This window comes from Flavobacterium pallidum (assembly GCF_003097535.1).
Taxonomy (GTDB): domain Bacteria; phylum Bacteroidota; class Bacteroidia; order Flavobacteriales; family Flavobacteriaceae; genus Flavobacterium; species Flavobacterium pallidum.
Window position 1 is genome coordinate 2,289,132 of sequence record NZ_CP029187.1, and the last position, 20,788, is coordinate 2,309,919.

The 20,788-nt window shown below is 44.4% G+C and carries 25 protein-coding genes; 12 read left to right on the forward strand and 13 right to left on the reverse strand.

The genetic code is table 11. From position 1 onward, the window contains the following. From HYN49_RS09315 to HYN49_RS09335, 5 genes are all read right to left on the reverse strand, one after another. The gene (locus HYN49_RS09315; protein WP_108903858.1) at positions 1–816 is read right to left on the reverse strand and encodes an HvfC/BufC N-terminal domain-containing protein; all 816 of its coding nucleotides are present in this window, start codon (positions 814–816) and stop codon (positions 1–3) included. 1 nt (position 817) lies between these two features. After that, a complete protein-coding gene (bufB, locus tag HYN49_RS09320; protein WP_245892154.1) occupies positions 818–1,768 on the reverse strand; it encodes an MNIO family bufferin maturase in 951 nt (316 codons plus the stop codon). Positions 1,769–2,040: 272 nt separating this feature from the next. Further along, positions 2,041–2,628 (reverse strand): hypothetical protein, encoded by a 588-nt coding sequence (locus tag HYN49_RS09325; RefSeq protein ID WP_108903859.1) that lies wholly within the window; start codon positions 2,626–2,628, stop codon positions 2,041–2,043. A 35-nt stretch (positions 2,629–2,663) separates the two neighbouring features. Then, complete coding sequence (locus HYN49_RS09330) at positions 2,664–4,061, reverse strand: ferritin-like domain-containing protein (RefSeq protein ID WP_108903860.1); 1,398 nt, start codon at positions 4,059–4,061, stop codon at positions 2,664–2,666. Between the two features lie 183 nt (positions 4,062–4,244). Next, entirely contained in the window at positions 4,245–4,625 is a 381-nt protein-coding gene (locus tag HYN49_RS09335; protein ID WP_108903861.1) for a DUF983 domain-containing protein, read from the reverse strand. A gap of 111 nt (positions 4,626–4,736) precedes the next feature. On the opposite strand from HYN49_RS09335, the gene HYN49_RS09340 reads away from it, so the two are divergent. Next, positions 4,737–5,627, forward strand: a complete 891-nt coding sequence (locus HYN49_RS09340) for a helix-turn-helix domain-containing protein (RefSeq protein ID WP_108903862.1) — start codon at positions 4,737–4,739, stop codon at positions 5,625–5,627. Here HYN49_RS09340 and HYN49_RS09345 read toward each other — a convergent pair. Next, a complete protein-coding gene (locus HYN49_RS09345; protein WP_146185080.1) occupies positions 5,594–6,043 on the reverse strand; it encodes a hypothetical protein in 450 nt (149 codons plus the stop codon). The two genes, HYN49_RS09340 and HYN49_RS09345, sit on opposite strands and share 34 nt — an antisense overlap. A gap of 13 nt (positions 6,044–6,056) precedes the next feature. Here HYN49_RS09345 and HYN49_RS09350 point away from each other — a divergent pair, with 13 nt between their 5' ends. From HYN49_RS09350 to HYN49_RS09370, 5 genes are all read left to right on the forward strand, one after another. Beyond that, positions 6,057–6,503 (forward strand): response regulator, encoded by a 447-nt coding sequence (locus HYN49_RS09350; RefSeq protein ID WP_245892155.1) that lies wholly within the window; start codon positions 6,057–6,059, stop codon positions 6,501–6,503. Positions 6,504–6,647: 144 nt separating this feature from the next. After that, a complete protein-coding gene (locus HYN49_RS09355) occupies positions 6,648–6,899 on the forward strand; it encodes a hypothetical protein (RefSeq protein WP_108903864.1) in 252 nt (83 codons plus the stop codon). A gap of 173 nt (positions 6,900–7,072) precedes the next feature. Then, positions 7,073–7,492, forward strand: a complete 420-nt coding sequence (locus tag HYN49_RS09360) for a hypothetical protein (RefSeq protein WP_108903865.1) — start codon at positions 7,073–7,075, stop codon at positions 7,490–7,492. A gap of 220 nt (positions 7,493–7,712) precedes the next feature. After that, complete coding sequence (locus tag HYN49_RS09365; RefSeq protein WP_108903866.1) at positions 7,713–8,519, forward strand: DUF3667 domain-containing protein; 807 nt, start codon at positions 7,713–7,715, stop codon at positions 8,517–8,519. A gap of 15 nt (positions 8,520–8,534) precedes the next feature. Next, positions 8,535–9,656: a serine hydrolase domain-containing protein gene (locus HYN49_RS09370; RefSeq protein WP_108903867.1), complete on the forward strand. Its 1,122-nt coding sequence runs from the start codon at positions 8,535–8,537 to the stop codon at positions 9,654–9,656. 89 nt (positions 9,657–9,745) lie between these two features. On the opposite strand, the gene HYN49_RS09375 is transcribed toward HYN49_RS09370, so the two are convergent. From HYN49_RS09375 to HYN49_RS09405, 7 genes are all read right to left on the reverse strand, one after another. Next, entirely contained in the window at positions 9,746–11,326 is a 1,581-nt protein-coding gene (locus HYN49_RS09375) for an MDR family MFS transporter (RefSeq protein WP_108903868.1), read from the reverse strand. 84 nt (positions 11,327–11,410) lie between these two features. Continuing rightward, positions 11,411–12,490, reverse strand: coding sequence for an HlyD family secretion protein (locus HYN49_RS09380; RefSeq protein ID WP_108903869.1), 1,080 nt, complete (start codon positions 12,488–12,490; stop codon positions 11,411–11,413). A gap of 7 nt (positions 12,491–12,497) precedes the next feature. Next, on the reverse strand, positions 12,498–13,835 hold the full coding sequence (locus tag HYN49_RS09385) for a TolC family protein (protein WP_108903870.1): 1,338 nt from the start codon (positions 13,833–13,835) through the stop codon (positions 12,498–12,500). Next, positions 13,822–14,424, reverse strand: a complete 603-nt coding sequence (locus tag HYN49_RS09390; RefSeq protein ID WP_245892156.1) for a TetR/AcrR family transcriptional regulator — start codon at positions 14,422–14,424, stop codon at positions 13,822–13,824. The genes HYN49_RS09385 and HYN49_RS09390 overlap by 14 nt, the downstream gene beginning before the upstream one ends. 264 nt (positions 14,425–14,688) lie before the next feature. Beyond that, complete coding sequence (locus tag HYN49_RS09395; RefSeq protein WP_108903872.1) at positions 14,689–15,255, reverse strand: anthranilate synthase component II; 567 nt, start codon at positions 15,253–15,255, stop codon at positions 14,689–14,691. A gap of 267 nt (positions 15,256–15,522) precedes the next feature. Then, positions 15,523–16,092: a YceI family protein gene (locus tag HYN49_RS09400; RefSeq protein WP_108903873.1), complete on the reverse strand. Its 570-nt coding sequence runs from the start codon at positions 16,090–16,092 to the stop codon at positions 15,523–15,525. Between the two features lie 45 nt (positions 16,093–16,137). Next, positions 16,138–16,605, reverse strand: coding sequence for a MarR family winged helix-turn-helix transcriptional regulator (locus HYN49_RS09405; RefSeq protein WP_108903874.1), 468 nt, complete (start codon positions 16,603–16,605; stop codon positions 16,138–16,140). An 84-nt stretch (positions 16,606–16,689) separates the two neighbouring features. Here HYN49_RS09405 and HYN49_RS09410 point away from each other — a divergent pair, with 84 nt between their 5' ends. The 6 genes from HYN49_RS09410 (at position 16,690) to HYN49_RS09435 (ending at position 20,686) form a co-directional block, all read left to right on the forward strand. Next, the gene (locus tag HYN49_RS09410) at positions 16,690–17,274 is read left to right on the forward strand and encodes a TlpA disulfide reductase family protein (protein ID WP_245892157.1); all 585 of its coding nucleotides are present in this window, start codon (positions 16,690–16,692) and stop codon (positions 17,272–17,274) included. A gap of 5 nt (positions 17,275–17,279) precedes the next feature. Next, complete coding sequence (locus HYN49_RS09415; RefSeq protein ID WP_108905020.1) at positions 17,280–17,894, forward strand: thioredoxin family protein; 615 nt, start codon at positions 17,280–17,282, stop codon at positions 17,892–17,894. Between the two features lie 17 nt (positions 17,895–17,911). Continuing rightward, positions 17,912–18,223 (forward strand): rhodanese-like domain-containing protein, encoded by a 312-nt coding sequence (locus tag HYN49_RS09420; RefSeq protein ID WP_108903875.1) that lies wholly within the window; start codon positions 17,912–17,914, stop codon positions 18,221–18,223. Positions 18,224–18,328: 105 nt separating this feature from the next. Further along, positions 18,329–18,550 carry a YgaP family membrane protein gene (locus HYN49_RS09425; protein WP_108903876.1) on the forward strand — a complete coding sequence of 74 codons (222 nt, stop codon included), beginning with the start codon at positions 18,329–18,331 and terminating at the stop codon, positions 18,548–18,550. Between the two features lie 121 nt (positions 18,551–18,671). After that, positions 18,672–19,928: a putative DNA modification/repair radical SAM protein gene (locus HYN49_RS09430; RefSeq protein ID WP_108903877.1), complete on the forward strand. Its 1,257-nt coding sequence runs from the start codon at positions 18,672–18,674 to the stop codon at positions 19,926–19,928. Next, positions 19,928–20,686, forward strand: coding sequence for a TIGR03915 family putative DNA repair protein (locus HYN49_RS09435; protein ID WP_108903878.1), 759 nt, complete (start codon positions 19,928–19,930; stop codon positions 20,684–20,686). Before HYN49_RS09430 ends, HYN49_RS09435 begins: the two co-directional genes overlap by 1 nt. Positions 20,687–20,788 lie beyond the last annotated feature (102 nt).

Below are 20,788 nucleotides of genomic sequence, written 5' to 3' on the forward strand. Positions count from 1 at the left end.
TCAGTGCTGATTGATTGCGATAAATCCGGAAGCGATAAAATTTTTCCGCCAGATGGGCCATACATTTTCGAGTTTTTCATTTTCGATGTTGAATTCGGCAAGCAGTTTTTGTTTCGCTTCAGAAATGGACAAGCCGGATTTTATACTGCTTAAAAAGGAATATTGGTCAAAGCCGATATTGAATAATCCAAGCCGGTAATTTTGCCGGGACACCGCACAAAAAGTGTTCTGTGGAAAAGGCAGATCCGGGGACCTGTCCGCATTGAAATCAAGGTAGAAACTGCAAATAGGGAACTGGTGTTCAAAAAGGTACAGGGTTGGTGATGCGGATAGCCATTCATCGGGCGTATTTTCATTTGCTGTGTTTTCATCGGCGTTATTCTTCATGTCAAAAATTACTGATAAGGCAAATTCAAATGCGGCAAGTTCAATCATGAAATCCGGCCATGATTCCTGTTCGCCTTCCGTGTCGGGCCTTGTTCTGGAAAGAAATTCAGAAAATTTTTCACCTAAATTGTTCAAGGTATAACTGTGCGACGGATTGCTGTCGAGGTATTCATCGGCGAAAGCCTGAAACAATTCTTCGCCAAGTGCAAACGACAGAGCCTTGAACTGGCTTTGCATACACGAGCGCAACCTCGCAATATAACTGTGCCTGTAGATACTTAAATGCTGTGAAGCGCTGAGTCTTTCAGAATCGCAAACCACATCTTCGGCAGTCATTCCTAATGTACTGACCGGAACCGAATTGACCAACATCGATTGCATCCAATGCTGGATTTCCTTGATTGGCAAATCGTTTTTTTCTTTTGGCATTTTAAAATTTCATTTCGCTGACGAGGAAATCTACGGGATTTGAGATCACCGAATCGGCAGGATTGTGATTTGGAACCGCGTTGAACTGCGTGCTGAATCCATTCATGAATTGTTTCGACTTCATCAACTCCTTGTGACAGGTTTCGAAGTCAGGAATATTGCCATCCCATTCCAGTAATGTTGCGGTGCCGCCTGTGAGCTGCCATGCGAGCGAAAACAATTCCCAAACCGTATCGGTGACCTTCCTGTCGTGGGTATCAATAATGTAATCGCCGCAATGCTGGTGCCCGGCAATATGCATCTGGACAATGCGGTCGTGGGGCAATTGCTTAATGTAATGCATCGGATCAAAATCGTTGTTGAATGAGGACACATATACATTATTCACGTCAAGCAGCAAGCCACAGCCGGTTTCTTCCGTCATGTAGCGCAGGAAGTCGTATTCGGCAATGGTGGATTGCTTAAAAGTGAGGTATGTGCTGGGGTTTTCAAGGATTAAAGGCCTTTCCAGGAAATCCTGTACCTGATTGATCCGGCTGATGATGTGTTTCAGCGACGCTTCATTTAAAACTACCGGGAGTAAATCGTGGGTATTGAGCATGTTGATTCCCGTCCAGCAAAGATGGTCGCTGATCCATAACGGATTGATTTCTGCGGCAAGCGACTTGAGTTTTGAAAGGTATTCGAAGTTCAGATCATCGGTGCTGCCAATAGAAAGCGACACCCCGTGCATTACTACAGGATATCGCTCAACCAACTGTCTTAAGATATGGCGCGGCCGCCCGCCTGAATCCATAAAATTCTCTGAAATGATTTCAAACCAATCGACTTCAGGGCGATGCTCAAGTATGTAATCGAAATGGGTGCTGCGTAAGCCCAAGCCTAAACCGGGATTTGGCAAGGTTTTGACCATATCGCTGTATGCTGCTGCTGATTTTATGTTGTCTTTCATATAAATTTCATTTCTTTTATTCTTCTTTACTTTTTGTCTTGAAACAAAAAGTAACAAAAAATTCAAGCCAGCCTCTTCTGGCTCCGCCCAGTTCGGCCGCTGACCTCGGGTCGGCGACCTGCTATCCCTTGATTCCTAAAATCAAAAAACTCGCTGCGCTCAAACAGTTTTGATTTTTACGGAATCTTCGGAATGCAGGTGCCCGCCTGCGAAGCGGAAGGCGGAGTGACTTACTGAAGTATACGATGAATAAAGTATTGGGAAATAATTATCTATTCCTTCTTCCCTTCGCAAAGCCTTTTGGCATTGTCCGCAGGATTATTAAACCCAAAGGAACACGTCTTGTCGCCACTGTTTCCGCAGGAATCATAAGACCCTAATACCGAAACGAGCCAGGCCTGTGGCGGACCGCATTCAAACGGAGCAGGCCCGAAATTCCGGTTGGAATCCGTCATCCTTTTTTCAAAAATCACGCGGGCACGTTTCCAGGTGCTTAATCCCTGGTTGTCGCCGAGCGTACTGAAACGTTCGGCCTGGATGGGTACGGCACAGCTTCCCTGCCATGCACAATTGTTGTTTCCGGGATTCATTTGTTGCTCGGCATCGCCGTATAAACCACACCCGCCCTGGTTGCGGCAGTTGTTCAGGGTTTGGCAGTTGTGTTGTTCTGCGGTAGCGCAAAAACCTGTGCCGGCACAATTGTTTGCGCCCGTACGGTCATGCCCTTTGCAGGCATTGAGCCCCATGCAGACGTGAAGCTCTACAGGAACCTTAACGCTTTTCGGCGCGGAAGGTGCTGCAGGATCTGGTGCTTTGCCGCCGCACATTGATAATTCTGAGTTATATTTTGTTGTAGCCATAGTCTTTAGATAAATATTTACGAAATGAAAATTGGTTATTTTAAGTCCACGTCCGGGAGGTCATTGATCCTGACTCCGAGGTAGGAAATGGCCGGATATACCGCTACAGCCGCTGTGTACAATGCCTGTAATTGCGCTTTTGGCCTGGCAACGGGACTGAAATTGTAGTTTTCAAAAGTAGCAGAAGCATAATACTCGTTACCATCGTGCTTGTATTTCAGTTTCATGATGTCACCGCAAAGCGAATTCAGGATAAAGATCATGGACTTGTGGATGCCGAACATGAAGGTTTCATATTGGGTGCTGCCAGACTTGCGGTAACATTCTTCGATCATTACGAAGATATAGGTGTACACGCCATTGATCAGATCGGACACCGGAGCGATATGCGCAGGATAATCCGTGGTGGCAGGATTGCTGCGGATGTTCATGACAAACAGGTCACTGAAGTGGATGTCGGTAATGCCGAGTGCGTCATATTGTTTTTCCATCGCATAATACGACTGGTAGATTTCAGCGAATTTTTCAAAATGGGAGACTTCTTTGCCTGGTTGCGGCTTGAATTTGTATTTCAGCAAGGCCAGAAAGTCGAGGTTGTTGTCTTTGTCTAAATACGGCGCATCAGGAATGATCTGCCCTTCGCCCTGTTCGACAATCAGGTTGATGGCTGCGACTGCCGAATCCCTGTCTTTGACGCAAATCAGGTCGCCGCCTTCATTTTCATTAGTGAATACCGGCTTATGGTTCCTGTCATAGTATATGGTGTCGATATTGTTCTGGGCGTAAAATCCTTTTTCAGGGACCAGCTGCGGTGCGCGGGTGTTGTAGCGAAGCCCAGGATTCTTGTCGAGGCAGTCGATTACCATGTCGTAAAATTCCCCGATGGTCGGATACGGGATGAAATTGCGCGCTGCCTTTAAGGCTTTCTGCTTCGGTTTCATCGGTTTTTCGATATTCAGGAAGGTTTCAAGCTGAGCCATCGTAAGTTTGGAAGCATTGATCTTCAAAGCCGGTTTGTGTCCGGGAAGGTCGCAAGGCCAGGTTGCGGGTGAGCGTCCGTAAAGGATGGGCTGTCCGGCGAGCGCCTGCTTGATGTTCGAGGAAAGCGCCATGTGCAGCATTTCCTCAATGGCAACGCTCATGATGATCGCCCCGGCCTTGTTGGCAAACACCATAATATCTGCCGAAAGGTTTAAAGCGATTTCGCCTGCTTCTTCAAAAGTGTAGCGGGGTTCCTTGTCGATCTTAAGCAGCGCATTGGTCAGTGAATTGATCATCGCCTGCTGGTTGGGTGCCCTGTTGATGGAGTAGTAGGTGAAAAGGTAGGTCGGGATGGTCGAGATCTCAATCTCGATGGCTTGCTGTACCGCTTCGCCGAGATTCTCCGGAGTTACCTTTTCCGCCTTCTCGCCGAAAAATTGTTGGTGTATCATCTTAAGTTTTGGTTTTTGATTGTTTGTTTAAAATTGTCAGTAACCAAACTTAGGAAATAGGGTTGGGGTGTTTACGCGTATTTATACGTGATTTTTTTTGATTAGTTGTAGTGAAACCACCCCGGCCTTCGGCCATCCCTCCGGGGGAGGGGATTGCACGTGAAAACTGAAACAATGGCTTCCTTAGGCGCTGAGTGCCTTTTCATAGTTTACAAAGATGTTGATGTAGATGCTCCGGGAAAGGCGTGTGATCAGGGGTAAGAGTACTAACAAGGCGGTGAGTATGGAGATAAAAGACACGTCAACTCCTGCGTGGAAGCCGTAATGCGTGATTAAAAAGGTGAAAAGCCCCGCCATGACTGCAAGTCCGTAGCTGACGTACATCGCGCCGAAGAAAAAATTCGGTTCAATCATGAACTGGAAACCGCAGTGGCTGCAATGCTCGTGCATGGTGAGCATTTTGGTGAGATTATACGGGTTTTTATGGGTGTACATTTTGCCGGCCTGGCATTTTGGGCAGGTTCCGGTGGCGATGCTGTATAGTTTTGTTCCTTTGGTACACATGATGGATAAGAATTATGAATTATGAATTACGAATTATGAGTAACAAAGGTCCGGATATTTTGAATTGAATCGTTGGTGCATATTGCGTGGAAAGTTGTACTTTTAGGACATATGAATGAAATCGCGGTACTCAACATCAATCAGTTCCGGAAGGCGGATACTGAGGAACATTTTTACGCCAATACGCTGGCAAACCATCTGGTGACAAGCCATAAGCATATTGAGAAGCCTCATAAGCATGATTTCTATGCGGTGATATTGTTTACCAAAGGCACGGGGCAGCATCATATCGATTTCAGGACATTTGAAGTGCATGCGGGTAGTCTTTTCCTGATGGCACCGGGGCAGACCCACAGCTGGTCCCTTTCTGCGGAAGCGGATGGATTCATATTTTTCCATACCAAGGCATTTTATGATTTGCATTTCACGAAAGGCATGGATGGTTTTACGTTCTTCTCGCCGTTGCGGAACCGGTGTGAGTTGGTGTTGGAAGGAGCGGCATTTGACGAGGCCAAGCACAGGTTTGCCAGAATTTTAGCGGAATTTTGCGGCAATGCGTTCAAGCGCGATGCGTTTATGCTCAGTATCGTGAGCCAGATTTATATTGATTTTGAGCGCGCTGCCGCAGATGATATGCAGCCGGACGTGGGGCAGCATGTATATTACGGTAAGTTTCACGACTTTGAAAAACTCGTGGAGCGGCACTTCCTTACCGAGAAATCGGCGGAAGGCTATGCAAGGATGATGCATATGACGGCGAAACACCTGAACCGCATCAACAAAGCGGTGGTGGGGAAGACGACCACCGACATTATTGCCGACCGTGTAATGCTGGAAGCGAAACGGATGCTGATGTATTCCCGGAAAAACCTCAGTGAGATTGCGTATGACCTGGGATTTGAGGATTATGGGTATTTTTCGAAGGTGTTTAAACGAAGGGTTGGTGTTGGGGTGAGGGAGTTTCAGTCTCAGTCGCAGTCACAGTCGCAGTCACAGTCATAGTAGGCAGTACGGTTGACGGTCACAGTGGGAACATCGATGGTGAGGACGCGAACATCGATGGTGAGGACGCGAACGTTGATGGCGAGGGCGCGAACGTCGATGACAAAGACGCAAACGTCGATGGCGAGGACGCGAACATCGATGGCGAGGACGCGAACGTCGATGGTAAGAGCGCGAACGTCGATGTCGAGGACGCGAACGTCGATGGCGAGGACGCGAACATCGATGGCAAAGGCGCGAACGTCGATGTCGATGACGCGAACGTCAATGGCAAGGGTGCAAATGTCGATGGCGATGGCGCGAATGTCAATGGCATGCATGCGAACGTCGATAGCTAGGGTGCGAAGGTCAATGGCTAAGGCGCGAAGATGTATGACGAGGTTGTGGAGTGTGGCATCCACGAGGCGTGAATCCAACTTCATATATATTATGTACATTTACAAAAAAAAGATGAATAAGGGTGGACCCATAATTATCATTGAAGATGATATTGACGATCAGGAAATGTTAAGCGAAGTATTTTCTGATTTAAGCTTCAAGAATGAAATCATTTTTTTTGCTGACGGTGAAAAGGCGCTGGAGTATTTGACAGATACCTCTATTGAGCCATTTATAATTTTTTCAGATATTAACATGCCAAAACTGAATGGGATGGAATTGCGTGAAAAAATCCACCAAAATGAAGATTTAAGGATTAAATCCATTCCATATTTATTTTTCTCTACCAGTGCAGAGCAACAGAGCGTTGTAGACGCATATTCAAAATCAGTTCAGGGATTTTTTGTTAAACCGACAAACTATCAGGAAATAAAAGATACCATCAAAACAATAGTTGATTATTGGAACAAATGTGTTTCACCAAACTATGTTAAGTAATTGGAGATTGCAGATACAGTTATGGCGCTGATTGTAATTTTTTCCCACACATAAAAATATAAAGCAATATATTCGGGGATTTAAACCACCCCGGCCTGCGGCCACACCTCGGCGGAGGGGATGGAACCCGGTAGTCAATAATGTATGAATAAAAATACCAAAGTAAAACTGATATCGTTTTCAGGACGGCAAAGTGCGGAGCAGAAAATCCATGCTGAAAACGATTACTGGAAATTGATTGGCGAGATAGGCGTGGTGGTGGATGAAACCAGGAACAGTTATGGCAGGCTGCTGGTTTTGTTTGACAGTGACCTGGACGGCTTTGGCGTAGCGAACCACAACCCGGTGAAGCATTCGTTGTGGATTATGCCGGAGGATCTGGAAATTGTGCCATGATAATGCTTAAGGAATCTTTTGTACTTATTGCAGATTATTGGAAGAAAACTTCCGGTATAAAAATGGATCTGGATGTTTATATTTGTAATGACAACGCCGGCTGGCAGCGGAGGACCGGGTCGCAATATCCGCATGAATAAGGCGATTTCCCATAAATTAAGCCATAAAAAACGATGAAAAAATACTTAATAATGTTGTCTGCTTTTGCTTTTTTAGCGGTGGCTTCCTGCAGCAGCGATGATAAAGCCCCTGAAAACAAATCGAGACTGCTCACTTACAGGATAAGGACTTCAGAAAACATACAGCCCAATTATTTTGATTTAAGGGAGCAGAGCGGTTCGCTGTATCGATGGATTGTTTTTGAAGGATCGGAAAATCCGGAGGGCTGGCAGAAGCAGTTTTATGTAAACGCGCCTTTTGAGGCGTATATGAAAGTGGTCATTTCCAATTCGTGGATAGAGCAGGGCGTCGACTACACTTATGACATACTGCTGGACAATGAAGTCGTTGCGACCAAAAGCGGCAATACGGGATACCTGGTGCTTAGTAAAGACAGCATCAAATATACGGTACCGTCGCTTGCCCGGCGGTAAAGATTTTTATCACGGAATTGCAGGAGGTTTTTGGGTTGCCTGTAACAATATGATTTCAAACTGAGCGATAATGTCGGGGCAGGAAGACAATTTTGAAATCAATAAGGCTGCCAGAATTGCAATGCTGTTCTGGCTGGTGGAGATTGTCGCCACGACGGTTTATGAAATATATTGAAATTACTGTACTTTTCAATATCTTCGCCTTAAAGCAATGTAATGCATGACAAGTACAAACTGCCTCAACTGTGAAAAGGAATTAACAGATAAATTTTGTGCCGGCTGCGGGCAGAAAGCCGATACACACCGGATTTCTTTCCAGCATTTTATTTTCCATGACCTGCTTCACGGCACATTCCATATTGATAAAGGGATGCTGTTTACAGCCAGGCAGTCTTTGACGCGTCCGGGTAAGGCTGCGCTGGATTATATTTCCGGGAAGCGGATACGGTATTACAATGTATTTTACCTGGTGTTGATTACGCTGGGGCTTTTGCTGTTCGTACGACATTTTTATGATGAGCTTCTGATCAGCCAGATAGGGGAAGCTGCACCGGACCCTACTGACCAGACCGAAGCCAATAAGGCGCTGGACCAGATTTATACCCAAAGGAGTAAAATCCTGATCTTCCTTTTCGTGCCGTTGTCGGCATTGAATAGCTTTATATTGTTCCGAAGGAAAAGACTGAACCTGAGCGAGCACGCCATTATCGCAGGGATGGTGTTGTTAGGCATGCTGCTGATTTCGATGGCCGGGCATCTTATTTATTATATTAACCTCGTGATTCCTTTTAGCGGAGGCTTCGCTACGGTGATCGACATTTCAGTCGTGGTCCTTACGATGATTTATTTGGGGTATGCTTATATAAATGCTTTTCGCGCCGATTATTCCGGTTTCGCAATGGGTTGCAGGATTGCATTGATGTATCTGCTCATGTGCGTCGAGGTGGTGTTGCTTTTGGCATTCCTGATCGGATTGGTATCGCATTGGACCTATCAGGGTACGTTTAATTTAAATCCCATGGGTTAGTAAAAAAAAACGTTTATGAATTATACAAATTGGTACAGGATAAGCATGCTCTTTATCCTTGCGGTCGCATTGTCATCGTGTAAACTGGGTCGGTTTGTGGTTTACAATTTCGCTGATATCAAAGATTATAAGAAGTTCCCGTCGCGGGCTTTGGTGAGCCATGAGAATAAGTTCATGTTCGATTCGACTGCCCACGGAACCTATCCGAAGTCGATAAAAGTGAGTAATAAAAAAGACTCTGTTTCTTTAGACTGGCTTTTGGAACACCACAGCACGGTGGCATTTTTAATCATCAAAAACGACACGATACAATATGAGAAGTATTTTAAGGGATACAACAAGGAAAGCATCATTCCTTCATTTTCGATGGCCAAATCAGTGACATCGATCCTGATCGGCTGTGCGATTGATGACGGATTGATCAAGTCGGTTGATGAACCCGTGAAACATTACCTTCCGGAACTGGAGAAGAACGGTTTTGGGAAAGTGACTATTAAGCATTTGCTGCAAATGACTTCGGCATTGGATTTTAGTGAGAGTTATTTCAATCCATTCAGTGAAGCGGCCTCATTTTATTACGGCAGGAATTTAAAACGGGAGGTTTCGAAATTGAAACTGAAAGGCGAGCCGGGTCAAAAATTTGACTATGTGAGCGGCAATACGCAGCTTTTGGGAGCCGTTCTGGAAAGCGCGCTGAAGGGAAAAACCGTCACCCAATATTTCCAGGAAAAATTATGGACGCCGCTCGAAATGGAGTATGACGGGTCGTGGAGTATTGATAAAAAGAATCATGGCACGGAAAAGGCTTTTTGCTGTATCAATGCGCGGGCGCGGGATTTTGCTAAAATCGGGCGGCTCTACCTGAATAAAGGCAACTGGAACGGAAAGCAAATCGTGTCCCGGAAATGGGTAGAGGAATCGATAAAAGCAGATGCCACCGAAGGCGGTGCGGATTATTACAAATACCAATGGTGGCTTCCCTCTGCGAATGGGGATTTCATGGCTGAAGGGATCCTTGGGCAATACATTTATGTAAACCCGTCAAAGAAGATGATCATTGTGAGGATGGGTAAAGATGGCGGCGGGGTGAATTGGTCCGATTTCTTTATGGCGTTGGCGAATCGTTCGGATAAATAAAAAAGCCGGACTCACGCCCGGCGCCTTCACATTTCTATTCCATATATTTTGAAGTACGTTATTGCACCCTGTGCTCTGTACTTTGAACCTTAATGCATCGCCTCGGACATGTCCACTTTGTTCTTTCCTCTTTTCACAAACAGGATAATGGGTATACAGCACAGGAACAATATGCCCAGGTAAAGAAAAATATCCATGTATGACAGTACCGTAGCCTGTTTCATTACATTATAATCTAAAGCCTGGTGTGCTTTTGCAAGCGATTCACTGGCCGAAAATCCTTTCGACATGAAGGACTGTTGCATGCCATTGATGCGCTGCTGTACTTCGAGCCTGCTGCCGTCGAGGTGGGAAACCAGGTCGACGCGGTGCTTCTGCGTATAACGTGTGATGAAGGTTGTTATGATCGCAATCCCGAATGACCCGCCCAGTTGGCGCATCATCCCTGTAAAAGCCGCGCCTTCGCCGATACTTTTGCCTTTGAGCGTAGACAAAGCCATCGTGGTTATCGGTACAAACAACAGTCCCAATCCGATGCCACGCATGATCAATGGCCAGAATAAATGCTCCACTCCGGTGTCCGGTGTCATGGCATTGTGCATCCAGAATGTAAAGAAGAAGAAAATCAGGAAACCCACTGCGACAAGATAGGGTTGCGGTACGCCCTTCTGGATCAGGTTTCCGACAATCGGCATCATAAATGCGGTCGTGATTGAACCCGGTATCAGCAGCAGCCCGGCATCCGTTGCGGTCCATCCCAATATCTGCTGCGTGTAAATCGGAATGACCAGCGTCGATCCGTACAATCCGAAACCAAGGATAAAACACATGAATGTTCCCACCCTGAGATTTCCGTCCTTTAAAACGCTGAGGTTTACAATTGGATATTGATAAGTAAGCTGCCGCCAGATGAACAATATCAACCCGAATAAGGACAATACGCTCAATCCTGTGATCAAGGGATCGTCGAACCAGTCATCCTGCTGGCCGTGTTCCAACACGAACTGCAACGAGCCGATAAATGCCGCGAGTAGTATGATGCCGATCCAGTCGACCTGGTTGGCTTTGAGTTTTTCGCCGTATTTGGGGCTGCGAACAAAGCTCAGCGTCAGTATGACCGCAATGATCCCGATGGGGATGTTGATGTAAAAGATGTACGGCCATGAATAATTTTCTACGATATAACCTCCCAACGGCGGTCCAAGCGTAGGCCCGACGATGACGCCCATTCCGTAAATGGCCTGTGCCATACCGCGTTTTGCTGCCGGGTAACTTTCAGTAATAATGGTTTGTGCCGTTACGAGCAGTGCCCCGCCGCCAAGTCCCTGTATAAAACGGAAGATGACGAGTTCCCAAATGTTGCCCGCATTCCCGCAGAGGAAGGAGGATATTGTAAATATGACGATGGATACTGCAAAATAATTGCGCCGTCCGAATTGCTGCGAGAGCCAGCTCGTCATCGGGATTACGATGACGTTGGCGATGGCATAGGCCGTGATTACCCATGCGACATCGGTCAGTGTTGCCCCGAGGCTGCCGCGCATGTCTGTGAGCGCTACGTTTACGATCGTCGTATCCACAATTTCGAGCAGTGCGCACAACACGGCGGTAATCGTAATGATGACGCGCCTGAAGCCGTATTCTACTAAGTCATTTTCTTCCTGAACCATGAGTTTACAAATTAGATATCAGAATTGAGATATTAGAATTGATATTGTACCCGTTGATGTCTCAATTCTCACATCTTAATACTATTAATTCAAATGCACATCCACATCGACATTCATTCCCGGACGCAATAACTTGATCTTCTCTGTATCATTTCCTGCATCGAGGGTTATTTTTACAGGAAGCCTCTGGATTGTTTTTACAAAATTTCCGGTGGCATTGTCCGGAGGCAAAATGGAAAAACGTGCGCCGGTAGCAGGAGAGAACGAAGCTACGGTACCGTTAAATTCGGTATCAGGATAAGCATCAACCTTAATGGTGACTTTTTGTCCCGCAATCATTTTGTTCAATTGCGTTTCCTTAAAGTTGGCGATCACCCATGGGTTCTGGCTGCCAATAATGTAAAACAGTGATTGTCCTGGTTGGACAACCTGCCCCGGCTGGATGCCGATTTTTGAAATCTGCCCGTCGACAGAAGCGGTAACCACAGTGTAATCCACATTCAGTTTCGCGGCATCGACGGCAGCCTGGGCACGCTTGATGTTGGCGGCCGCTACGGAAGTCTGCTTGCTGGTCACGTTCGATTTTGCAATCGTAACCGATTTTTGGTAAGCGGTTGCCCGTTGCTGCTGCTGTAAGATCTTCAATTGGTTTTCGGCTTCAAGCTTGGCGGCTTCGGCCTGTTCGAATTGCTGCTTCGTAATCGAATGGTTTTTGTAAAGATTATTGTAACGCTCAAAGTCGTTCGTGGCACGTGTCAGGCGGATGCGCGCGGTTTCGATATTCCCGCCTGCTGAAAGTACGTTGGCTTCGGAAACGGAAATATTGGCTTCGGCGCTGCCCACATCGGCTTTGGAAACATCATAATTTCCTTCGGCTGCTGCCAGTGCCGCTTTGGCATCTTCTAGTTTTACGATATAATCGCTGTTGTCGATCGTGAAAAGCGTGTCGCCCTTCTTTACGAAATCATTGTCTTTTACATATACTTTGGTGACATAACCGGTAACACGCGGAATGATCGGATTCATGTTTTTCTCGATCTGCGCATCGTCGGTTTCTTCATGTTTCAGCGAATGTACGTATTTGAAAACACCATAGGTAACCCCAAGGATCACTAGTGCGCTGAGGATGAATATGAATTTTTTGTTTGTCTTTTTCTTTTCCATGATATTGTTAGTTTAGGTTCAGGGATTGTGTTAATTGGCCGGTTGCGTCAAGCAATTCGTAATATTTTAAAACCATATTCGCTTTCGCATAAGCCTGGTTTATTTTTGCGGTAAGGTCTTCGACATCAGCTTCGAGCAGGTCGTTCGTGTCTGAAAGCCCGTTGTCGTATTTGTCTTTGACAATGCGGAAATTCTCCCCGGCCTGATCCACCGCTTCCGAATACACTTTGTTTTGCTTTACGGAAAGGTCGTAGTCTTCCTGCGCTTCAACGATCTGTGATTTGATGCGGTCGGTAAGGATGGTTTGCTGGAGTTTCACTTCTTCAGAGCGACTGCGGGCGGCTTTGACGTCTTTACTGTTCTTGAATAGCGAACTCAGGTTGTATGACAATCCGACACCGATGTTCATCGCATTTTCAACACGGACTACATTTTGAAGGTCGATAAATGCATAACCGCCAACCAGCGACAAGGAAGGATAATAATTGCTTTTCGCAACTTTGATATTCGCTTCGGTAGCTTTTTGTTCAAAATCCAAAGCTTCCAGGTCCTTTCTGTTGCTTAATGCTTCAGCTTCGGATTTAATGGTTTTGGAGAAAAGATCCGGATCAAGATTGTCCGGGGATACTTCAATCATCGTTTCAGGTGACAGCTTTAACAGGGTGATCAGGTTGTAGTTAATAATCCTGACGTTTTTTTCGGCATCATCAAGTGAAAGCTGTATCCTTGATTCCTGGAGTTGCGATTTCAGAAGGTCATTGCGCGCGATAATCCCGTTTTTTTCCATTGCGGTAAAATCGGTAACACGTTGCTGGCTGCTTTTGAGGCTTTCTTTTAACAATTCGACAGACTTCTGTGCCTTATACAACTCAGCATAATACTGCACGACGCGCATTGCGGTTTCTTCCTTCGTATATTGCGCATTCGCTTTTTCGGCTTTATAAAAATTTTCTGAAGCGGTGATGCTGTGCTTCAGTTTGAATCCAGAAAATATAGGCATATTGGCATTGGCCTGTGCGAGGATCAATTGGTTTACCTTGGGGGAGGAAGCGGGTTCCTCGTTCGGGTCTGTGGATGCTTCGTTGCTCGATTTCAGCTTTACGTCGGCGTTGGTCAGCCTTAAATATTGCCCCGACAGCTTAAAATCGGGGTAGCGGTTGTTCTTTACCACTCCAAGGTCATACTCTTTCGTTTGGGCTTTGGCATCGGCTAAAAGCACTTCCTCATTTTTAGTGATCGCCATTTGTACGGCATCGTGCAGCGACAGGCTGGTTTTTTGTTGCGCATTCGCGGATACAATTCCAAAGAATAGCGGTACGGCAAGTATTAAATTACTGATTTTCATGGGTCAATAATGCTTTTATGGTTTGTTTGATGTGTGCGCTAAGGTCATTTTTGATGTAATCTTCAAAAGCTTCATCGGTGTCCAGGCCGAGCAATTCTTCATACAGCGGACGGTTCATCCGGAAATGGAAATAAGTCCCGAGGATGGTAGGAGGGATCAGGTAGATATTGACATCGTTACGGAATACGCCTTTTTCCTGCCCGTCGTTGATGATTTCCCTCAGGAATTCGAAATTCTTTTTCTTGACTTCGGTAAATGATTTCAGGTTTACTTCACGCTTTTTATTGGACAACTCAAAGTGGACAATCTGGTAAATGCAGCGGTTTTTCTGCATACGTGCGATGTAAAGGTCGATGAGCTTGTCCAGTTTCTGCATCGGGTTGATGGGCTCTTTTGTCAGGTTTTCCAACTGGATCTTAAGATCCGAAATCCGGGAAATGATCAGCGCTTCGAGCATTTTTTCCTTCGAACCGAAATAATACGAAACCATCGCGATGTTGATTTTTGCCACTTTCACTATATCCCTTACCGAAGTGCCGTCAAAACCTTTTTCTGCAAAAAGCTGTTCAGCGACTTGGAGGATATGCATTTGTTTATCATTGAAATCTGTCGTCATTTTCTCTTGCTAAAAATTCGGTTACAAAATTAAACAATTGTTTAATTTAAACGTTTGTTTGAAAATTTATTAACGATTTTTTAACAAATATTACATGTGCGGGTTGAAGTGTTACAGCAGTGAATTCGGCCGTTTTGAATGCGATAGAATAAATCTATATTCATAAATTAAGTAATTAATATTCAATAATTTAGATTTATTTATATAAACTAAAATATTGAATTTGATTAAATGGTATTATGATTTTAGCCAGTTTTTCAAAAGAAATTTTCCATCAGGAGTGAGGATACTTTCGGGATGGAACTGTACGCCTTTCAAATCGAAAATGCGATGCCTGAGGGACATGATTTCTCCATTTTCATCGACGGAAGTGGCTTCAAGTATTTCGGGCAAATCCTTATTTACGGTCCAGGAATGATATCGTCCCACTTCCATTTTGCTGCCGATATTCTGGAATAAAGATTCATCCTGAGCAATAATGTTGATTGTTGTGGAAACACCGTGGTACACTTTTTCAAGATTGATAAGGCTGCCGCCAAAAACTTCGGCGATGGCCTGCTGGCCCAGACAGATGCCAAGGATGCTTTTCGTTGCCGCATACGTGCGGATGACCTCCAGGAGCAAGCCCGATTCAGATGGAAGTCCGGGGCCGGGCGACAATACGATTTTATTGAAAGCGGCGACTTCCTCCAGCTCAAACTCATCATTTCGCCATACAGTGACTTCAGCGCCAAGATCTTCAAGGTAATGGCTCAGGTTGAAGGTAAAGCTGTCGTAATTGTCGATGAGGAGGACTTTTTTCATAGTGTACAGTCGCAGTGTTCAGTTGTTGCGCAAAATTACTGTTTAATGCAGGAAATACGAAATTTATATCCGATGCGCGATTGCGTGAGGGATCGAAGCGGAAATCCTTTTTTCCTGAAGCGCAGCGAAAGTAAAAAGATTGAAGCGCAGCGCCCGACGGCGGTTGCTGCTAAACGTGACTGCGACTGTAGACGTTCCAGCCGCCGGCACGCCCAAAAAAAAGCCCCGACGAAAACGCCGGGGCTTTATATTGCAATTTTTCCCTTATTAGAAGTTGAGTGCTACGCTCAATTCGAATTCATCGTTGATTACAGCGTCACCCAAACCTGAGAAAATACTTCCTGATTTGTATTCGATGCCATATTTAGTGCGGTCCACTTTGAATTCAGTGCTTGCTTTTTTGCCCATTACCACGATGTCAAAAGTTACCGGCTTGGTGATGCCTTTGATGGTAAGATCGGCAGTTACGGCATAGCTATTGCCTTTTTTTGGAGTCACGGTCTTGAATTTCAGGGAAGCCGTCGGGAATTTAGCCGTTCCGAAGAAATCGTCAGCTTTAAGGTGTCCTTCCAGTTTCTCTTTTCCTTCACCCGCTTTAAGGTCGGTTACCGCGATGGAGTTCATGTCGACCGTAAAAGCACCACCTGTAAGTTTGCCACTTTTGAATTCCAAAGCACCATCCTTAAGGTTTACTGTACCTGAATGCTGTCCTGTTACTTTCTTACCAACCCATGAGATCTGGCTGGTTTTAGTGTCCACTTTTTTAGTCTGTGCGTTGACTGATGTTGCGCCTAAGGCAATCATGAATGCGATAGCAATTGTTTTGAAATTTTTCATTGTAATTAAATTAGTTATTGTTTAAAATTGATAAAAGATTTGTGTTTAAAAGGCCGGATCGGTATTGCGGAATTTTTCGAGAAGTAAATTCAGCTGTACCAATTCTTCCTGTGTCATATTGCTTGTAAAGTTTTTTTCGTGGTTTTCAATGCGTGGGTCCAGTTCTTCGAGGAGTGAAAGCCCTTTCTCTGTAATGGCCACTTCCATTTTACGGCGGTTATTCGGGCAGACTTCGCGTGTTACAAGGCCTTTGAGCAATAATTTGTCGACAAGCCTGGTGGTGTTGCTGGTTTTGGCAAGCATGCGCTCTTGTATCAGGAACATGTTTGCAGGGCATCCTTTCTGGCCGCGCAGGATTCGCAATACATTGAATTGCTCTACCGAAATTTCGAAAGGTTTTAATATTTCAGTAAACTTTTCGGAAACGACATTTTGAGTGTATAAAATATTCAAAACCACCTTTTTATGTAAAGGTAAGGCTGATTTTGATTTGATAACTTCTTCAATTGTCATAATTGTAGCAACAATATTTGTAGGTACAAATGTATGTTATTTTAATTCATTTGTATATACAACTGTGTATTAAATTTTTGTTAAATGAAATTTGCACCAATAAAGATTGGGTACTTTTATGTTCCTGAAAAAAAAAGGATGGCGAAAATCGTTTTATTTTGTCTGGTGTTGGTGCAGCTGGCGGTTGTTTCGGAACGGCAGCATACGGCTTTAGAACCCAAACCTTTGAAGATTTATGAAAAGGATGGGGTCAGGGTTCCCGCGTATGATTTTAAATCACTTGAGTATTTCCTGAATAAAAAGAACGATACTACTTATGTGGTGAATTTCTGGGCAACATGGTGTGCGCCCTGTGTGGCTGAATTACCTCATTTCGAAAAATTGAATGCGCTTTACAAGAACCGGAAAGTGAAAGTATTGCTCGTCAGCCTGGATATGCGGAAAAAAATTGAAAGCAACCTGATTCCGTTTATTAAAAGAAAAAACCTGAAATCGGACGTGATCTTTCTCGATGACCTGAATGCCAACGAGTGGATCGGCAAGGTAGATGCCGGTTGGTCCGGCGCGATTCCAGCCACTGTAATCTTTAACAAAACAGAAAGAAAATTTTACGAGCAAAGCTTTACATTTGACGCTTTGGAAAATGAATTGAAACAAATTATAAGATGATTATTATGAACAGATTGACAATGCTCGTGCTTGCTGTTATTGTAACTGCAGCCAGTGCTTTTACGGGAAAGAGAACAATTGGCGGCGGTTATAAGGTAGGTGATACTGCAGCTGATTTCAGCCTGAAGAATGTAGATGATAAAATGGTCTCTTTGAAGGATTTCAAATCTGCGAAAGGCTTTATAATTATTTTCACCTGCAACCATTGCCCATTTTCGCAGGCTTATGAAGACCGCATCATCGCTTTGGACAAAAAGTATAGTGGGAAAGGTTATCCGGTGATTGCCATCAACCCCAACAATCCGGCCAAACAAAAGGACGATAGTTTTGAGCTGATGAAAGTCAGGGCTGCAGAGAAAGGTTTTACATTCCCGTATTTATTTGATGAAGGGCAGAAAATCTACCCACAATATGGTGCCACAAAAACCCCGCATGTATATGTTTTGCAGAAAGAAGGCAAGGCTTGTGTAGTAAAGTACATGGGCGCGATCGATGATAATTATGAAGATGAATCGGCCGTAAAACAAAAGTATGTCGAAAACGCCGTCGATGCATTGCTCAGCAAAAAAGAGATTACTGTAAAGGAAACCAAAGCCATCGGTTGTTCCATCAAAGCATAAGCAATTAAAATATCCATATGAATTTATCACAACAGGAATGGGCTTCGCAACTTGAAGCCGATTCGAATGCCGTCATCCTCGACGTCAGGACCGAAGATGAATGTAATGAAGGCATTATCCCAAACGCCATCATGATCGACATTTATAAAGGACAGGGCTTCATCTATGAACTTGAAGCTTTGGACAAATCAAAAAATTATTATGTCTATTGCAAAGCCGGCGGAAGAAGTGGCCAGGCATGTGATATTATGGGCCAAATGGGCTTTCAGAACACCTATAATCTCGTTGGTGGATTTATGCAATGGCAGGGCGAAACGAAACTCCCTTAAGTTAACTTTCTGATAATAAATAAATTTTTTTGTTTGTACTAAAATTTTGTTAATTTAGCCTTTGTAGAGATAATTCTACAAAGCCATGTAATTAAACACACAAACATGAAAAAAAATGTCGGTAAATCTGACATGATTGTCAGGTTTATTTTGGGAGCAATCCTGCTCGTATTGTCTTTTACGGATATCAGTCCGGATGAATTATTGGATAACCTGCTTGTCGTGGCAGGAGTTTATTTGTTCTTGACCGGGTTGATAAGATATTGCCTTATCTACTTTTTCCTCGGCTTGAGCAGTTATTCGAAGGGAAAGACCAAAATGTATTAATACCGCTTCAGGGCGGTATTTTTTTTGAAAGATATTTAACGGTTGTTCACATGAAGAAGTGGTTTGCGATTTTTATTTTTATAGAATTGAATCCGATCCTCAAATTACTTATTCCATCCACATGTCTGAACGAATCCGTGAAAAACTGCAAATCCTGGCCGACGCCGCAAAATATGACGTATCGTGCTCTTCCAGCGGAAGCAATCGTAAAAACACAAACAAAGGTTTAGGCGATGCGAGCAGCTCAGGAATTTGCCATACATACACCGAAGACGGACGCTGTGTCTCCCTGCTTAAAATCCTGCTGACAAACCATTGTATTTTCGATTGTGCGTTTTGTGTTTCCAGAAAAAGCAACGATGTAAAACGCGCCGCTTTCACTGTGGATGAAGTTGTCGAACTGACTATGAGCTTTTACAGGCGCAATTACATAGAAGGTTTGTTCCTGAGTTCCGGAATTTTTAAAAATGCCGATTATACCATGGAACGTTTGGTGCGTATTGCCAAAAAGCTCCGGCTTGAAAACAATTTTAACGGCTACATTCACCTGAAAACCATTCCCGGCGCAAGTCAGGAATTGTTGACAGAAGCGGGCCTGTACGCCGATCGTATGAGCATAAACCTCGAAATGCCTACTGAATCCGGGCTCAAATTACTGGCACCCGATAAATCACATGACGATGTAAAGAAGCCATTGGGTTTTATCAAAGACAGCATCATAGCGCTGAAGGATGAAAAAAAACTGATCCGCAGCACACCAAAGTTTGTACCTGCCGGGCAAAGTACGCAAATGGTCATCGGCGCCACACCTGAAACCGACATGGAAATCATGTACAGCGCCAATGAGTATTATAAAAATTATGATCTAAAGCGCGTGTATTACTCGGGTTACATCCCGATTAGTTATGATACAAGGATGCCAGTGATCGGTAGCCAACCACCGCTTTTACGTGAAAACCGACTCTACCAGACGGATTGGCTGATGCGTTTTTATGGCTTTGACGTACAAGAAATCCTAAACGAGAAAAATCCGCATCTTGATGTGGATATCGACCCGAAATTAAGCTGGGCGTTGCGTAATATGGAATCTTTCCCCATCGACATCAACACAGCCGATTATCAAATGATTCTGCGTGTACCGGGAATTGGGGTGGGATCGGCAAAAAAAATCGTAATGGCGAGGAAATTCGGCAGATTGCGTTCCGATCAGCTCAGGCAAATGGGCATTGCATACAACCGTGCCCGGTATTTCATCCGTTGTGCAGACAGCATTTTTCAATTGAATGAACCCGATGGTTTTGTCGTAAAACAAAGAATCCTCGCGGAAAGCAACAGCAAATATTTAAAGATCCCTCAAAACCAACTTACGCTTTTCTAATGACGGTTTTTGTTTTTGATGGCAGCCTTGAAGGATTGCTAACGGGTGTTTTTGAATTTTATGAAACCAGGCCCGTTGCTGTCAGAGTCGTATCTGAATCCCATTACCAACCTGGCTTATTGGAAGAATATGTTGAAATCATCAGCAATGAAGAAAAAGCGAACAGGGTTTGGAATGGGCTGAAAAAGAAAATCAGCCCGGACTGGCAGCTCCGCTTTTACAAATCATACCTTTCTGAATCGCCTGAAATGGTGCAGCATTTGTTTGATTTCTGCAGATATATCTTTGACAACCCGAAAGGAGCTGAGCAAAATTATGGGCATCCTTCGGTGATGGCCATTTCAAAAATGGACCGCAGCGTGAACCGTGAAAAGCATCGCATGAAAGCTTTTATCCGCTTTCAGGAAACTACCGATGGGATATTTTACGCGCCAGTCGAGCCAGACTTCAATGTGTTGCCGCTGATCAGCAATTTCTTCAAAAACCGTTATGCAGACCAGCCCTGGATCATTTATGACCTCAGGCGGCATTATGGATTGTATTATGATCTGAATTCCGTTTCAGAAATCAGGATGGAATATGTTCCTGAAATCCGTAAAGCTTCAGAAAACGGGCTTTTGCATGATAAAGAAAACCTGTATTCCGTTTTATGGCAGGACTATTTTAAAAGCACAAACATTCCCGCGCGCAAAAATATGAAACTCCACCTGCAACACGTCCCAAAACGCTACTGGAAATACCTTACGGAGAAACAGTGATATTTTTGCATGGGCTTAAAGGCCGACTTTTAAATATTTATTTTTTCCGGGCACATATCAAAAAGAATAGTTTTTTTCATACATTTGGGTACCAATAACAAT

Coding starts and splice junctions, on each gene's coding strand:
- HYN49_RS09375 (WP_108903868.1), bottom strand. CDS start 11,326: ATGGTTCAGGAAGAAAATGACTTAGTAGAATACGGCTTCAGGCGCGTC.
- HYN49_RS09325 (WP_108903859.1), bottom strand. CDS start 2,628: ATGGCTACAACAAAATATAACTCAGAATTATCAATGTGCGGCGGCAAA.
- HYN49_RS09435 (WP_108903878.1), top strand. CDS start 19,928: ATGACGGTTTTTGTTTTTGATGGCAGCCTTGAAGGATTGCTAACGGGT.
- HYN49_RS09425 (WP_108903876.1), top strand. CDS start 18,329: ATGAAAAAAAATGTCGGTAAATCTGACATGATTGTCAGGTTTATTTTG.
- HYN49_RS09380 (WP_108903869.1), bottom strand. CDS start 12,490: ATGGAAAAGAAAAAGACAAACAAAAAATTCATATTCATCCTCAGCGCA.
- HYN49_RS09410 (WP_245892157.1), top strand. CDS start 16,690: ATGAAATTTGCACCAATAAAGATTGGGTACTTTTATGTTCCTGAAAAA.
- HYN49_RS09335 (WP_108903861.1), bottom strand. CDS start 4,625: ATGTGTACCAAAGGAACAAAACTATACAGCATCGCCACCGGAACCTGC.
- HYN49_RS09315 (WP_108903858.1), bottom strand. CDS start 816: ATGCCAAAAGAAAAAAACGATTTGCCAATCAAGGAAATCCAGCATTGG.
- HYN49_RS09365 (WP_108903866.1), top strand. CDS start 7,713: ATGACAAGTACAAACTGCCTCAACTGTGAAAAGGAATTAACAGATAAA.
- HYN49_RS09330 (WP_108903860.1), bottom strand. CDS start 4,061: ATGATACACCAACAATTTTTCGGCGAGAAGGCGGAAAAGGTAACTCCG.
- HYN49_RS09385 (WP_108903870.1), bottom strand. CDS start 13,835: ATGAAAATCAGTAATTTAATACTTGCCGTACCGCTATTCTTTGGAATT.
- HYN49_RS09340 (WP_108903862.1), top strand. CDS start 4,737: ATGAATGAAATCGCGGTACTCAACATCAATCAGTTCCGGAAGGCGGAT.
- bufB (WP_245892154.1), bottom strand. CDS start 1,768: ATGAAAGACAACATAAAATCAGCAGCAGCATACAGCGATATGGTCAAA.
- HYN49_RS09350 (WP_245892155.1), top strand. CDS start 6,057: ATGTACATTTACAAAAAAAAGATGAATAAGGGTGGACCCATAATTATC.
- HYN49_RS09370 (WP_108903867.1), top strand. CDS start 8,535: ATGAATTATACAAATTGGTACAGGATAAGCATGCTCTTTATCCTTGCG.
- HYN49_RS09400 (WP_108903873.1), bottom strand. CDS start 16,092: ATGAAAAATTTCAAAACAATTGCTATCGCATTCATGATTGCCTTAGGC.
- HYN49_RS09420 (WP_108903875.1), top strand. CDS start 17,912: ATGAATTTATCACAACAGGAATGGGCTTCGCAACTTGAAGCCGATTCG.
- HYN49_RS09415 (WP_108905020.1), top strand. CDS start 17,280: ATGAACAGATTGACAATGCTCGTGCTTGCTGTTATTGTAACTGCAGCC.
- HYN49_RS09405 (WP_108903874.1), bottom strand. CDS start 16,605: ATGACAATTGAAGAAGTTATCAAATCAAAATCAGCCTTACCTTTACAT.
- HYN49_RS09395 (WP_108903872.1), bottom strand. CDS start 15,255: ATGAAAAAAGTCCTCCTCATCGACAATTACGACAGCTTTACCTTCAAC.
- HYN49_RS09430 (WP_108903877.1), top strand. CDS start 18,672: ATGTCTGAACGAATCCGTGAAAAACTGCAAATCCTGGCCGACGCCGCA.
- HYN49_RS09355 (WP_108903864.1), top strand. CDS start 6,648: ATGAATAAAAATACCAAAGTAAAACTGATATCGTTTTCAGGACGGCAA.
- HYN49_RS09360 (WP_108903865.1), top strand. CDS start 7,073: ATGAAAAAATACTTAATAATGTTGTCTGCTTTTGCTTTTTTAGCGGTG.
- HYN49_RS09390 (WP_245892156.1), bottom strand. CDS start 14,424: ATGCATATCCTCCAAGTCGCTGAACAGCTTTTTGCAGAAAAAGGTTTT.